The organism is Serratia symbiotica (assembly GCF_000821185.2).
In the GTDB taxonomy this organism is placed as follows: Bacteria; Pseudomonadota; Gammaproteobacteria; order Enterobacterales; family Enterobacteriaceae; genus Serratia; species Serratia symbiotica.
In genome coordinates, this window is record NZ_CP050855.1 from 3,149,351 (window position 1) to 3,164,168 (window position 14,818).

Annotated in this window: 12 protein-coding genes; 7 read left to right on the forward strand and 5 right to left on the reverse strand. The window is 51.4% G+C overall.

Features of this window, described 5'->3' with window-relative positions; translation table 11 throughout:
- Positions 1-89 precede the first annotated feature (89 nt).
- From gmk to SYMBAF_RS15625, 7 genes are all read left to right on the forward strand, one after another.
- Positions 90-713, forward strand: a complete 624-nt coding sequence (gene gmk / locus SYMBAF_RS15595; protein WP_006708498.1) for a guanylate kinase — start codon at positions 90-92, stop codon at positions 711-713.
- Between the two features lie 54 nt (positions 714-767).
- Positions 768-1,043, forward strand: coding sequence for a DNA-directed RNA polymerase subunit omega (rpoZ, locus tag SYMBAF_RS15600; RefSeq protein ID WP_004931221.1), 276 nt, complete (start codon positions 768-770; stop codon positions 1,041-1,043).
- Between the two features lie 18 nt (positions 1,044-1,061).
- The gene (spoT, locus tag SYMBAF_RS15605) at positions 1,062-3,176 is read left to right on the forward strand and encodes a bifunctional GTP diphosphokinase/guanosine-3',5'-bis pyrophosphate 3'-pyrophosphohydrolase (RefSeq protein ID WP_006708499.1); all 2,115 of its coding nucleotides are present in this window, start codon (positions 1,062-1,064) and stop codon (positions 3,174-3,176) included.
- Between the two features lie 5 nt (positions 3,177-3,181).
- Positions 3,182-3,877, forward strand: coding sequence for a tRNA (guanosine(18)-2'-O)-methyltransferase TrmH (trmH, locus tag SYMBAF_RS15610; RefSeq protein ID WP_040263866.1), 696 nt, complete (start codon positions 3,182-3,184; stop codon positions 3,875-3,877).
- Positions 3,874-5,955 (forward strand): ATP-dependent DNA helicase RecG, encoded by a 2,082-nt coding sequence (gene recG, locus SYMBAF_RS15615; RefSeq protein ID WP_040263868.1) that lies wholly within the window; start codon positions 3,874-3,876, stop codon positions 5,953-5,955. The genes trmH and recG overlap by 4 nt, the downstream gene beginning before the upstream one ends.
- 295 nt (positions 5,956-6,250) lie before the next feature.
- On the forward strand, positions 6,251-7,660 hold the full coding sequence (locus SYMBAF_RS15620) for a nucleobase:cation symporter-2 family protein (RefSeq protein WP_040263870.1): 1,410 nt from the start codon (positions 6,251-6,253) through the stop codon (positions 7,658-7,660).
- Positions 7,661-7,769: 109 nt separating this feature from the next.
- The gene (locus SYMBAF_RS15625) at positions 7,770-9,428 is read left to right on the forward strand and encodes an AsmA family protein (protein ID WP_040263873.1); all 1,659 of its coding nucleotides are present in this window, start codon (positions 7,770-7,772) and stop codon (positions 9,426-9,428) included.
- Here the strand turns inward: SYMBAF_RS15625 and fabY are convergent.
- The 5 genes from fabY to SYMBAF_RS15650 form a co-directional block, all read right to left on the reverse strand.
- Entirely contained in the window at positions 9,409-10,341 is a 933-nt protein-coding gene (gene fabY, locus SYMBAF_RS15630) for a fatty acid biosynthesis protein FabY (protein WP_040263875.1), read from the reverse strand. The genes SYMBAF_RS15625 and fabY overlap by 20 nt on opposite strands.
- 23 nt (positions 10,342-10,364) lie before the next feature.
- Entirely contained in the window at positions 10,365-10,802 is a 438-nt protein-coding gene (gene dtd / locus SYMBAF_RS15635; protein ID WP_037388436.1) for a D-aminoacyl-tRNA deacylase, read from the reverse strand.
- Positions 10,803-11,005: 203 nt separating this feature from the next.
- Positions 11,006-13,300, reverse strand: coding sequence for a TBC domain-containing protein (locus tag SYMBAF_RS15640; protein WP_040263877.1), 2,295 nt, complete (start codon positions 13,298-13,300; stop codon positions 11,006-11,008).
- On the reverse strand, positions 13,293-14,213 hold the full coding sequence (locus SYMBAF_RS15645) for a hypothetical protein (protein WP_052447646.1): 921 nt from the start codon (positions 14,211-14,213) through the stop codon (positions 13,293-13,295). The genes SYMBAF_RS15640 and SYMBAF_RS15645 overlap by 8 nt, the downstream gene beginning before the upstream one ends.
- Complete coding sequence (locus SYMBAF_RS15650) at positions 14,177-14,815, reverse strand: class I SAM-dependent methyltransferase (protein WP_082026848.1); 639 nt, start codon at positions 14,813-14,815, stop codon at positions 14,177-14,179. Before SYMBAF_RS15650 ends, SYMBAF_RS15645 begins: the two co-directional genes overlap by 37 nt.
- Between the last annotated feature and the right edge of the window lie 3 nt (positions 14,816-14,818).

Sequence of the window (14,818 nt, forward strand, 5' to 3'; positions counted from 1 at the left end):
CTGTATCCGCCACGTTAGCTGTGTATACTGCGTAGAGAAAATACGCATCGCTATTACTGGCATACCAACCGCTATCAACGAACATCATCATGGCTCAAGGCACGCTTTATATTGTCTCTGCACCCAGTGGCGCAGGTAAATCAAGTCTGATTCAGGCTTTGTTAAAGACGCAACCGCTGTACGACACACAAGTTTCGGTTTCGCACACCACCCGCGCCAGCCGCCCAGGTGAACATCATGGCGAGCATTATTTCTTCGTCTCAAAAGATGAATTCCGTCAGATGATTGAGCAGGATGCGTTTCTTGAGTACGCCGAAGTGTTCGGCAACTATTATGGTACCTCGCGCGCCACCATTAAGCAGGTGTTATCGACTGGCGTAGACGTCTTTCTAGATATCGATTGGCAGGGTGCGCAACAAATCCGCGCCCAAATGCCACAGGCACGCAGCATCTTTATTCTGCCGCCATCAAAGGAAGAACTGGACCGCCGCCTGCGCGGCCGGGGGCAGGATGCCGAAGAGGTGATCGCCAAACGTATGGCTCAGGCTGTGGCCGAAATGATGCACTACGCGGAGTACGATTATTTAATCGTGAACGATGATTTTGATCTGGCGCTGTCCGATCTGAAAACCATTATTCGCGCCGAACGTCTGCGTTCAAGCCGTCAATTACTGCGGCATGACGCTTTAATCAGCAAACTATTGGCAGACTGAAAGCAGTTTCAGTATTATGCCCCGTCTTTTCGTCACCTGTGGAGTAGCACAAATATGGCACGTGTAACTGTTCAAGACGCTGTAGAAAAAATTGGTAACCGTTTTGACCTGGTGTTGGTCGCTGCTCGTCGGGCGCGTCAAATCCAGACCGGCGGCAAAGATGCATTGGTTCCAGAAGAGAACGATAAGTACACCGTTATCGCGCTGCGTGAAATCGAAGAAGGCTTGATCACCAGCCAGATCCTTGATGTGCGTGAGCGTCAGGAGCAGCAAGAGCAGGAAGCCGCTGAAATTCAGGCGGTTACCGCGATTGCTGAAGGCCGTCGTTAATTAGACTGCGAGTCTGTCTTGTATCTGTTTGAAAGCCTAAAACTGCTAACTCAACGTTACCTGCCTGAGGAGCAGATTAAGCGCCTCAAACAGGCCTACCTCGTTGCACGTGATGCTCACGAGGGGCAGACACGTTCCAGCGGTGAACCTTACATTACCCACCCGGTTGCCGTGGCTTGTATTCTGGCGGAGATGCGTCTTGATCATGAGACGCTAATGGCCGCCCTGCTGCATGATGTCATCGAAGACACCCCAGCCACCTACCAAGATATGGAACAGCTGTTTGGCAAATGCGTCGCCGAACTGGTTGAAGGTGTATCCAAGCTCGACAAGCTGAAGTTTCAGGACAAAAAAGAAGCACAGGCGGAAAACTTCCGCAAAATGATCATGGCGATGGTGGAGGATATCCGCGTTGTGCTGATCAAGCTGGCTGACCGCACGCACAATATGCGCACTCTTGGCTCGCTGCGTCCCGACAAACGGCGGCGCATCGCGCGTGAAACCTTGGAAATCTACAGCCCGTTAGCCCACCGCTTGGGTATTCACCACCTAAAAACCGAGCTGGAAGAGCTAGGCTTTGAGGCGCTATACCCTAACCGCTACCGCGTGATCAAGGAAGTGGTAAAAGCCGCACGCGGCAACCGTAAGGAGATGATCCAGAAAATTCTCTGCGAGATCGAAGGACGGTTGACCGAAGCCGACATTCCCTGCCGCGTCAGTGGACGGGAAAAACACCTCTACTCCATCTACCTCAAGATGCATCTCAAAGAACAGCGTTTCCATTCGATTATGGATATCTACGCGTTTCGGGTAATTGTGAAAGAAGTGGATACCTGCTACCGGGTGCTCGGCCAAGTTCATAACCTGTATAAACCGCGTCCGGGGCGGGTCAAGGACTATATCGCTATTCCCAAGGCCAACGGCTATCAATCGCTGCATACATCACTGATCGGCCCGCATGGCGTGCCGGTTGAGGTACAGATCCGCACTGAAGACATGGATCAGATGGCCGAGATGGGGGTCGCCGCGCATTGGGCTTATAAAGAAAAAGAACAGGGCGAAACCGGCACCACCGCACAGATCCGCGCACAGCGCTGGATGCAGAGCCTGCTGGAGCTACAGCAAAGCGCTGGCAGCTCATTTGAATTTATCGAGAGCGTAAAATCCGATCTATTCCCGGATGAGATTTACGTTTTCACCCCAGAAGGCCGCATCGTCGAGTTGCCTGCGGGGGCCACGCCAGTTGATTTCGCCTTTGCGGTGCACACTGATATAGGCCATGCCTGCGTTGGCGCACGCGTCGATCGCCAGCCGTACCCGTTATCGCAGTCGCTGACCAGCGGGCAGACGGTGGAGATCATCACCGCTCCGGGCGCACGGCCAAATGCCGCCTGGCTGAATTTTGTCGTTAGCTCGAAAGCACGCGCAAAAATCCGCCAGATGCTAAAAAACCTCAAACGCGACGATTCTGTCAGCCTCGGCCGTCGTCTGCTGAACCATGCGTTGAGCGGCAGCCGTAAGCTGGCCGAGATCCCGCAGGAAAATATCCAGCACGAGCTGGAACGCATGAAGCTGGCGACATTGGACGACTTACTAGCGGAAATCGGCCTCGGCAATGCCATGAGCGTGGTGGTGGCCAAAAACCTACAAGGCGATCAATCCAGTCTGGGCAGCACCTCCCCCGGCGTGCGCAACCTGGCTATCAAAGGCGCAGACGGTGTACTTATCACCTTCGCCAAATGCTGCCGCCCCATTCCCGGCGACCCGATTATCGCCCACGTCAGCCCAGGCAAAGGGCTGGTGATCCACCATGAGTCCTGCCGTAATATCCGAGGCTACCAAAAAGAGCCTGAGAAATTCATGGCGGTCGAGTGGGATAAAGAGATTGAGCAGGAATTCATCGCTGAGATCAAAGTGGATATGTTTAACCATCAGGGGGCGCTAGCCAACCTGACGGCTGTCATCAACGCGGCCAAGTCTAATATACAGAACCTGAATACCGAAGAAAAAGATGGCCGAGTTTATAGCATCTTTATCCGTTTGACCACCCGTGATCGCATCCATTTGGCAAACATTATGCGTAAAATCCGTATCATGCCAGATGTGATCAAAGTTAACCGCAACCGAAACTAGCGCTTATGAGTCCTGAACGCTATGCGCGGATTAGTGAAATACTTGCTACCCGGCAGCCAGATCTGACGGTCTGTCTGGAGCAAGTACTCAAGCCACATAACGTCTCCGCTATTATCCGCACCGCCGATGCCGTTGGCGTACATCAAGTGCATGCCGTGTGGTCAACCACACGCATGCGCACGCTGGTTTCCTGCGCCGCTGGTAGCAACAATTGGGTCAACGTCAAAACCCACCACACCATCTCTGACGCCGTGAACCATCTGAAAACCCAAGGCATGCAAGTGCTGGCAACCCACCTTTCTTCCCGCGCGGTCGATTTCCGCGAGGTGGATTACACCCGCCCAACCTGCGTGCTACTCGGCCAGGAAAAAACGGGGATGACCGATGAAGCACTAGCGCTGGCCGATCAGGACATTATCATTCCGATGATCGGTATGGTGCAATCACTCAACGTTTCCGTGGCTTCGGCCTTGATCATGTATGAAGCGCAGCGCCAGCGGCAAAACGCTGGCCTGTACCACCGCGATCGCAGCATGCTGGACGAAGAAGAACAGCAGCGCTTGCTATTTGAAGGCGGCTATCCCGTGCTGGCCAACGTAGCCAAACGCAAAGGGTTGCCGAGACCGCATATTGATGACCGGGGCCAGGTGGTTGCTGAGACCGAATGGTGGGCGGCCATGCAAGCAACGGTGCGTCAATGAAAGGCCGCCTACTGAATGCTGTACCGCTCACCACGCTTTCTGGGATTGGTGCCAGCCAGGCGGGCAAACTAGCCAAAATCGGCTTGGAAACCATTCAGGATCTACTGTTTCACCTGCCGCTGCGCTACGAAGATCGCACTCGGCTTTACCCGATAAACGACCTGCTGCCAGGCATCTACGCCACGGTAGAAGGGGAAATACTGCGCAGCGACACCAGCTTTGGCCGTCGGCGCATGCTGACCTGCCAAATCAGTGATGGCACGGGCATTCTTACCCTGCGCTTTTTCAATTTCAACGCGGCGATGAAAAATAGCCTGGCCATCGGCCGCCGTGTGACCGCCTACGGTGAGATAAAACGCGGCAATCACGGCGCGGAGAGCATCCATCCGGAATACCGCATTCAGGGAGAAAGCAACGAAATTGATTTGCAGGCATCACTGACCCCAGTCTACCCGACTACCGAAGGCATCAGGCAAGCCATGCTGCGCAAGCTGACCGATCAGGCACTGGAACTGCTGGATACCTGTACCATCACCGAACTGCTGCCACCAGAGGTAAGAGGTGAGCTAATGAGCTTACCGCAAGCACTGCACACCCTGCACCGCCCACCGCCAGCTATCCAGCTAACAGATCTGGAACAGGGCAAGCATCCCGCGCAAAGACGCCTGATCCTCGAAGAACTGCTGGCACACAATCTCAGCATGCTGACAGTGCGTGCCGGTGCGCAAAGTTATCAGGCGTTGCCATTGCTGCCGGATAACCGATTAAAAAAACCCTTCCTTGCCCAGTTGCCATTCTCACCGACCAGCGCGCAGGAACGGGTAGTAGCCGATATCGAAGCCGATATGCAAAAGACCTTTCCGATGATGCGACTGGTGCAAGGTGACGTTGGCTCCGGCAAAACGCTGGTGGCGGCGCTGGCAGCCTTGCGCGCCATCGCACACGGCAAGCAGGTGGCGCTGATGGCACCGACCGAGTTGCTGGCCGAGCAGCACGCCACCAATTTCCGCCAGTGGTTCGAGCCGTTGGGCCTGGAAGTCGGCTGGCTGGCTGGCAAACAGAAAGGCAAAGCACGCATCGCACAACAGGAAGCCATCGCCAGCGGCCAAGTGTCGATGGTGGTCGGCACACACGCTATTTTCCAGGAACAGGTGCAGTTCAACGGCCTGGCTCTGATCATCATCGATGAACAACACCGCTTTGGCGTGCATCAGCGGCTGGCACTGTGGGAAAAGGGCGAAGATCAAGGCTTCCACGCCCACCAGTTGATCATGACCGCCACGCCGATCCCGCGCACGCTGGCGATGACTGCCTATGCCGATCTTGATACCTCAGTCATCAATGAGTTGCCACCGGGCAGGACGCCGGTCACCACCGTCGCGATTCCCGATACCCGGCGCGCCGACATTATCCAGAGGGTGAAAAACGCCTGCATGGAAGAAGGCCGACAGGCTTATTGGGTCTGTACGCTGATCGAAGGATCCGAATTGCTTGAAGCGCAGGCGGCGGAAGTCACTTGGCAAGAGTTGAAAGCCGCGCTGCCTGAACTGAAAGTAGCGCTGGTGCATGGCCGCATGAAAGCACAGGAAAAACAGGCGGTGATGCAGTCTTTTAAACAGGGCGAGCTACAGCTTTTGGTCGCTACCACAGTGATCGAAGTCGGCGTCGATGTGCCGAACGCCAGCTTGATGATCATTGAGAACCCGGAACGGCTGGGGCTGGCGCAGTTGCACCAGTTGCGCGGCCGTGTAGGACGTGGCGCTGTGGCCTCACACTGCGTACTGCTGTACAAGACGCCGCTGAGTAAAATGGCGCAAAAGCGCTTGCAAGTATTGCGCGATAGCAACGATGGCTTTGTGATCGCCCAATGTGATCTGGAAATTCGCGGCCCCGGCGAGCTACTCGGCACCCGTCAGACCGGCAGCACCGAATTCAAAGTGGCGGATTTGCTGCGTGACCAGGCAATGATCCCGGAAGTGCAACGCATCGCTCGCCATATCCATCAGCAGCACCCTGAACTCGCCCGTGCGCTAATCGAGCGCTGGCTACCAGAAAAGGTGCGCTATTCTAACGCATAAAAAGATCCTCAGCAGACAAGACAAGAAAAAGGAAATTAAAATGCAACTTCTACCCCCAAGGCGTTGCAGAATATTTAGAACCTATCCCATAAGGCTATTTTATTCGTCATTTTGGCCCTGGACAGTGCTCACCCTCCTCACGTACCCCCTGTACGCGCCGGTTGTTGCGCACTGTCCCTGTGAAAACGGGCGGCAACAATGTACGCTGACTGGGATAGGCTGTTAGGCGCAACCGTTTGCTTTTACACAGCGGTTCATTAAAATACCCTCTTTGACGTTCAGGAAACGCTACACCATGACCTTGCCATCTTCCGAGCTTGATGCTGCGCAAAAAGACGCCGCTCCCCCTCGTACCAGTGAACTGATTTATCGCCTGGAAGATCGCCCACCACTGCCGCAAACGCTGTTTGCCGCCGGTCAGCATCTGTTAGCGATGTTTGTGGCGGTGATCACCCCGGCTCTGCTGATCTGCCAAGCGCTGGGTTTACCGGCGCAGGATACTCAGCACATCATCAGCATGTCGCTGTTTGCTTCCGGTCTGGCGTCTATACTGCAAATCAAAACCTGGGGGCCGGTGGGTTCCGGTCTGCTATCGATTCAAGGCACCAGCTTTAACTTTGTTTCGCCGCTGATCATGGGTGGCCTGGCGTTGAAAAACGGCGGTGCAGAGGTGCCGACCATGATGGCCGCGCTGTTCGGCACGCTGGTGGTCGCCTCCTGCACCGAGATCCTACTGTCAAGGGTGCTGTATCTGGCACGCCGCATCATTACTCCATTGGTCTCCGGCATCGTGGTAATGATTATCGGCCTGTCGTTGATTCAAGTAGGGCTGACCTCCATCGGTGGCGGCTATGCCGCAATGAACAATCACAGTTTCGGCGCGCCGAAAAACCTGCTGCTGGCCGGTGCGGTGTTGGTGGTGATTATCTTGCTAAACAGGCAGCGCAATCCCTACCTGCGCGTTGCCTCGCTGGTGATCGCCATGGTGGTCGGCTACCTGCTGGCTTGGGCGATGGACATGCTACCCGCCAGTGAACGGGTGTCCCAGACGGCAACCATCACCCTGCCAACACCGCTTTACTATGGCCTGGGTTTTGACTGGAACTTGCTGCTGCCGCTGATGCTGATCTTTATGGTTACTTCGCTAGAAACCATCGGCGACATCACTGCCACCTCCGATGTCTCCGAACAGCCAGTCAGTGGCCCGCTGTATATGAAGCGTCTAAAAGGCGGTGTGCTTGCCAACGGCCTGAATTCTATGTTATCGGCGGTGTTCAACACCTTCCCCAACTCTTGTTTCGGCCAGAACAATGGGGTGATCCAACTGACCGGCGTTGCCAGCCGCTACGTTGGCTTTGTGGTGGCGCTGATGCTGATGGCATTAGGGCTGTTCCCGGCAGTAGCGGGTTGCGTCCAGCATATTCCTGAACCCGTGCTCGGCGGTGCTACCATCGTGATGTTCGGCACCATCGCCGCCTCCGGTGTACGTATTGTGTCACGCGAACGCCTGAACCGCCGTGCCATCATGATCATGGCGCTGTCGCTGGCCGTTGGCATGGGCGTATCCCAGCAACCGTTGATCTTGCAATTCGCGCCGGACTGGCTGAAAACTTTGCTGTCTTCCGGCATTGCCGCCGGCGGCATTACCGCCATCGTGCTAAACCTGGTGTTTCCGCACGAGCACAAAAACCCCGATTTTGATTAAACGGCCGCTCACGACCATTTTCTTATTTTTTATCAGATCATTGCCCTTGAGCTGCCCGACCAATTGCGGCATAAACAGGGTATCTTTTTGACCGCTACGGGTATAGGCAATGAAGTTTATCAGGAAATTGTTGTTGACGTTGCTGCTGCTCGCGCTGCTGGCCATCATGCTGCTGTTCATGGTTGGGCAAACCCGCTGGGCGGCAGGCTGTCTGAGCAGTTGGATCAGCGACAATAATGAATACCGCTTTTCAGTGGGGAAAATTTCGTACTCGTGGCAGCAACCGGATCAAATTAGGCTGGAGGACGTCCAACTGACGAGGAGCAACCAAGCGTTGGTCGCCAAGCGGATCGATCTTGGCCTCAGCCTGCGCCAGATCACCGAACCGCGCTATTTTCACCACGTCACGCTACACGATGGCACCCTGAACATCCAACCACAGGCGACAGCGCTACCGCTGCAAGCTGATGTGTTACAACTGAGCAACATGGCGCTGCATTCTAGCGATGAGCACTGGCAGCTCAACGCGCAAAAGGTCAATGCCGGCATCACGCCCTGGCAACCTAAGGCCAACCATTTATTTGGGGAGAACAACCAATTTCAATTTAGCGCTGGCTCGGTGACGCTAAACGGCATCCCGGCCTCGCAGGTGTTAATACAGGGTGAACTGAAGCACAACCAGCTCCTGCTAAACAACGTCGGTGCTGATCTGGCACAGGGCAACCTGACCGGAGCCGCCAGCCGCGCCGCCAACGGCAGTTGGCAGGTAGAACGTCTGCGGTTGAGCGGTGTGCGTATGCAAACGCCGCTGACACTGGAACAGTTGATGCAACGCTTCAGTACGTTGCCAACATTCACCCTCAAACACGTTGACCTGATCGATGCACGCTTGGAAGGTAAGGAATGGGCGTTCAATAACGTCGACCTTTCGCTACAAAATATCAGCTTTGGACAGGGCGACTGGCGCAGCCAGGACGGTTCGCTGAACTTCAATGCCAGCGATATGATCAACGGCGATTTCCACCTAATCGATCCCATCATGACTCTGCGGCTGTCATCTGCTGGCATCGCTATCCAACAATTCATCACCCGCTGGGAAGGGGGCCTGCTACGTACTTCCGGCCACTGGCTGCGCGCTACCAAGCGTTTGCAACTGGATGAAGTGACCATGGCGGCGTTGGAATACACCTTACCCATCAACTGGCGCGAATTGTGGCTGCAACCGTTGCCAGCATGGCTGGCGGAGGTTTATGTCAACAAGCTGACCACCAACCGCAACCTGATCATCGATATCAATCCTCATTTCCCATTCCAGATCACTGCGCTGGATGGCTACGGCGGTCACTTACTGTTGGCATGCGATCATCAGTGGGGCATTTGGGGTGGCGCGCTGAACCTGAACGGTAGCGAGGCCACCTTCAACAAAGTCGACGTGCGTCACCCTTCGCTGGCGTTGAACGCCGACACTGGGCAGATCAACGTCACCGAGCTTAGTGCCTTCATGGTGCCGCAAGGATTGTTGGAGGCCGAGGCCACGGTAGATCAGCGGCCGGGCAAGCCGTTTCAGTTATCGCTGAACGGCCGCTCGGTGCCGATGAATATTTTGCAACAGTGGGGATGGCAGCCGGTGCCGCTGACCGGTGACGGCAACCTGCAACTGCGGCTGAAAGGGTTATTGAACAGCGAGCAGCCATTTAAAAGCTCACTGCAAGGTACACTGATGGTCACCGCCAGCGACGGCCAAACGGTCAATCAGCCATTGCCGTAGCGCAGAAACGATTCTCCGCCGGTGACACCAGGTAAGTACCTTCAAATAGCGCGCCTTTGTCATCGTCACCGAACAAATGCACTTCGGCTTGCACGCGAGCGCGGTGGCCGCGCGCCAGGCGAGCCAGATCGCCACTCAACCAGCCAAGATCCGCCACCGCCCGTGGTCGCCCAGTGATTGGTTTGCTGTAGCGGATATGCGCATCCGCCAGAATAATGGTACCGCCCAGATGGCGTTCGCGCAGCAGCAGCCAGATCAGCCCCCAGGCGGTCAAAGTGGCCAACGAGAACAAGCTGCCAGCGAACAGTGTATGGTGTGGGTTCTGGTTGCCAATCTCCGGCATGGTGGTAACAAAGCGCTGGCCGGTGTACTGGTTGATGCGCACACCCATCTTTTCACTCAACGGAATGTGATCATACCAAGCCTGCTGCAACTGGCCGCACCAGTCGGGGCGGTGCAGTATATCGTCCAGCGTCGCCACCGGTTTGATCATCAGAAAGTGGCGGATCGGGGTAGCCTGTAAAGTGGTGATATCACCCTGATTGACGAAGCCCAGCTTGGCGAAAAAGTCCACTGCGTCCTCGCGGGCGCTACACACCACCCGCTTTACGCCTTCCTGACGTGCAACCGACTCCAAGGTCATCGCCATCAGCGTACCCAGGCCTTTATTTTGCACTGTTGGGTTTACCGCCAGAAAGCGGATCGCCGCTTCGTTATCGGCATTGATAGACAACCGCCCGATAGCGACAATTTTCCCGCCCTCGTCCACCACCATTCGGTGATGTGCCATGGCGTCATAGGCATCTTTTTCCGACCCCACCGGCTGGTGTAGCGGTTTGCGCAGCATTTCCCAGCGAAATTGGTAATATTCCTTCAGTTCTTGTTCTGTTACTGGAACTCGTAGGTGATACATAGACGCTTTCTCTCTCTGAATGCTTAGACCTGTAGCCAGAATGTCACTGGCCCATCGTTCACCAACGCCACTTGCATGTCGGCGGCGAACACGCCGGTCTGGATCTCTATACCGTGTTCGCGGCACTGACCAACAAAATGCTGATACAAGCTTGCGGCTTCCAGCGGCACCGCACCGCGTGAGAAACTGGGCCTCATGCCTTTCTGGGTATCCGCCACCAGAGTAAACTGCGACACCACCAGCACGCTACCCCCCGCCTGCTGCACGTTGAGGTTCATCTTGTCGTTCTCATCGCCGAAAATGCGATAACCTAACACCCGTTCGCACAGGCGGTCTGCTTTTTGTTCGTTATCGCCTTGCTCCACGCCCAGCAACACGAGCAACCCGGAACCTATCTTGCCGACCGTCTCACCCTTAACCACCACGCTGGCGCTTAACACCCGCTGAATTAACGCGATCATATATTCCTGCCCTTCTTGTTGCCGCTGCTGTTTTTCCGCCTCTTGCGGTTCACGATATTCCTCGCAGGAGTCGGTGATTTCCGCGCCGAGTAACACGATACACCAGCAAACAACACCAACACCACCATGACTAGCGGTAGTAGTAACCCCTGGGCGAGGTGGCTCGCCTGCGCCCAACAAAATGACCCTTTTATTTTGATGATTTATTTTATAGAAAGCTCAATACGTTGAAGTGCTATTCCTAATTCTCGGCTATCCGATGCCCCTAACAGTTTTTCCGGTGATATCGCTTCAGGAACAGTGAGGGTGATTTCTTGGCGTCCACTAGCGTTACCCAAAGGGATCGCGATCTCATTAAGGTCGGTAGAGGAAAAGCGTACATTCTGGTTCCAGCCAGAAACACTAAAATGAACCCTAACCGATCTGGCAGGAGATGCACCAAAAACAGTAAACTTGAGAACAGCATAGCAATGCTGTGAAACACATTCTTCTGGAACTGGCAGCATTAACTTTGCGTGGGATTGCGACCAAATTAGATTTTCCTCCACGTTATGCCAACCTTGAGTAAAAAGGACAACGTTGTCTTTGAAACGAGATCCCACTTCTATAGGGTAGTCAATTTGGCTCAGCAAAAAAGTTAACAACGGTTCACTACCAGTAAATTCGGGGCGAAGTTTTACAATCGCAAAAAGGGTGTTATCTACAACATCCAGGTAAGGTAATGCAGCCAGGGAATGAATTGTCGAGGCTAGTTCCGACTTACGCTGAGATAGACATAGGGAGTCTGATGATAATTTCATTGGATCCTCAGCATCCTGGCGACATGGCCATCGATGCGCAGACCACAACAAATGAACATAGGGGATGACAACCACATCCACCGAATTATCTAAGAACATTTTAGTTAGCGCCGGGATTTTATCCGCATTTAATACCCCGTCATTAAACGACTGCATACCCGTTGGCCAAAACCTCTGGGCTTCTACAAGATTTTTATCCCCACCAATATTAAATGTTCTAAAATCCCCGATGGATGCTAAATAATTTACAAGAAAGTCGTTTCCCCAAGGGATAAAGGCGACCTTTTCAGCCCCATTTATTTTTTGACGTAATGGGAATGCGATCTCATCATCAATCTTATGGAACATTTTACGAGCAATCACTCCCCTTTGCCATTGATTGGCTAAGTTAGGAATATTAAGTAAAAGTAAGAAAAACAAAATACTTCCTGATATTACCTGATATTTTTTCTCTACTTGTGAAACCCACACTATGACTAACATCCATAAAGCGAAGATCCCAAGAGCAGACCAACGATAGGATGCTCTCATCACATTGAACCCAGGAATTGATTCTGAAACCCAAGCATTTCCAGTCGGCAATATTGCTAACTCCGCAGGCATAAGTGCACTTTGTTGGTGAGGTGAGTTAATCTGCATTTGCTCAGGTTTTATTGAGTTTATCTTTAAAGAGGGACCCAATGCCATGTAAAACCCTAGAGTGGCAACCAATAGTATGCCTGTTGACAAATAATTTCTCTTTTTAGTCTTATACCAAGAAAATAAACCTATAATAATGATTGGTAATGAAAATGTCGTTACCCAAACAGAATAATCACCAAAATAGATACTATCTGATCTATTTATACTTAACCCGAGAAAATCAGGTAGCCATAAGACTGTTTTTGTTGGTTGAACAATAAATGATAAGTCAAGTCCCCAACCTCTAAAAAAATCCATGCTGTATGACTCAAAATTCGATTTTCCAATGTATTTTGCGAATAAAAAGTACGCTATAAGAAAGCTAATTACATGAACTGGTAACACAACTTTCAGTAAACTATGACGGCGCTTAGATGATGCTATAAATACAAAAGAAAAAATAATGCTTGCCCCAGTTGCAAACATCATAAACGTATAACCGTCCATGAACACGGATATAACGACGGTAATAAAATAAAGAATCACTGAAATAAAATTTTTTTTTGTGGGATTGCTCTCAATATTTAAAATGTTGAATACCGCTAAGAAATAAAAAGATAATAATGCGATCCCCAGAGAAAGCATGCTATATCCAGCATGTGCCCAAATAATGGGCATACTCATCCAGAGTAAGCCACTAAGAATAGCCAGACGACGGTGTGCACCAAACATGTCACTGATTTTAATCGCAGAGAAAAATGCTACCATCAACCAAAATGCGCTCATGCAAGAATAAGCATCAAAAGGAGCCATACCGAACCGGATAAAGAGGCTTTCTAACCAGGCTCCTGATAATCCAAATGCGATCGCAGCAGGTTGAGGAATACCAAAATCATGAGCAAAAATGTTATACCAAGAACCATTTGCAATGGATCGAGCAAATCCAGAAGTCCATATTGCCTGCCCCAATGTAGGTATCGTTACAAAAGGTATCGCACCATTCAAGAAAAGCATAAAAAAGAGAGATGTTATTAATAAAATGTAATCTTGTAAGTGCCATTGCTGTCTTTTATTCATTTTTTATCTCTTTTTTTATCATTAAAAAAAATGAAGAGAGACTGAAAAATAATAAGTCTCCTGCAAAGGTTAATATCCTACCCAGAACAACTGCCATAAGTAAATCTTCATCATTGACCAATCCTTTAAGTAAAAAAAGTAAAATCAATTCACGTACACCGACACCTGCAGGTGCCCCTGGAGTTACCAACCCCACTAACCAGGCAACTACGTATGCACTGCATATAAATATCCACGCTTGTAGATGCTCCCCCCCTTCATTCTGAACAAGCGCTCCCAGAAGAATAACGAATATTCCACCAGAAATAAGAAGAAATGAGATTTGATATATGAACGCCAAAAATAGGTGAAAGCTAAAAAATCTATATAGAATGTATCCTAACCCAACTATCGTTAGCAGTATTAAAGCAATACTTGTAGGCAAAGTTACAAAGGGAATTAATAAAGGTAATACTAGCCACGAAAATACCGCACCAGAAACAGATATCAATCCAATTTCCCAACCCGTTGATTTCGCTAAAATACCACCAGAAATACCGGCAGACATCCCCAAGGCTTGCCGTCCCGCAATATGAAAAACGTTACCAGGAACATATTTTGCTAACTGGGATATGCCATAAATTTTAATAGACCAAGCACGACTAACATCAACACCTAAACTTTTCAATATCCTGCGCCAGGCAAAAGCCAGTAGGAAACTGTCAAAACAGTAGAATATGGCAAGACAGGTAACAGCGAGCCAAATATTTAGGCTAATGTAAGAAAGATCACGAACGTGCCAATCTCTATACAATCGTAGGATGACGAAGAAAATACCTATGATTGCCAATCCATTACCCATCCAATGCAGAGTTCGTTTTAAAACAGGGGTTACAGTCATCGAGCAGAGGGCCGACAAAGAAGCATGGTCCATGGTAAAGGACTTCTGACTTTAACAACGTCAAAGTATTTAGAAACCAAGTGGATAAAGCTTGATTTAGACCAATGCTGCAGATGCCCAGGGGTATTGCCCCACTGAGAAAGATATTTACCACGGGCCAGATTAAGCCCACACCAAATAGGCTCTCTTGGCACACTGATAATTAAACTTTGCCCTACGACACGTTGAAGAGCGGCCAAAGCAGCCTCTGGATGCTCTAAGTGTTCAAGTACTTCACAACAAACTATTAAATCCGCTGTATCGCGTGCTTGATCCAGTTCATAAATACTACAAACATTAAATTTTTCCGGGGATACTTCGCAAGCAATAGCATTTTCTTTCGCAATATCAATACAGTGACTAGAGAAATCGCACCCCCTGGCATTGAATCCTAACTTGTTCCATTGTAGAACCCAGTATCCTTCCCCACACCCTACTTCATGGATCGACAAAGGCGATGATTCTAGGACGAGATCTGATAGGGCAGATTTAAACCCCTTCATCATCTTCTTAACAATAGGGTTTTTTGAGCCATATTTGTCGTAAGAATTTCCTACAACAACGCCATTTTCTTCGACACCGCCAGAAATCTTCATGCT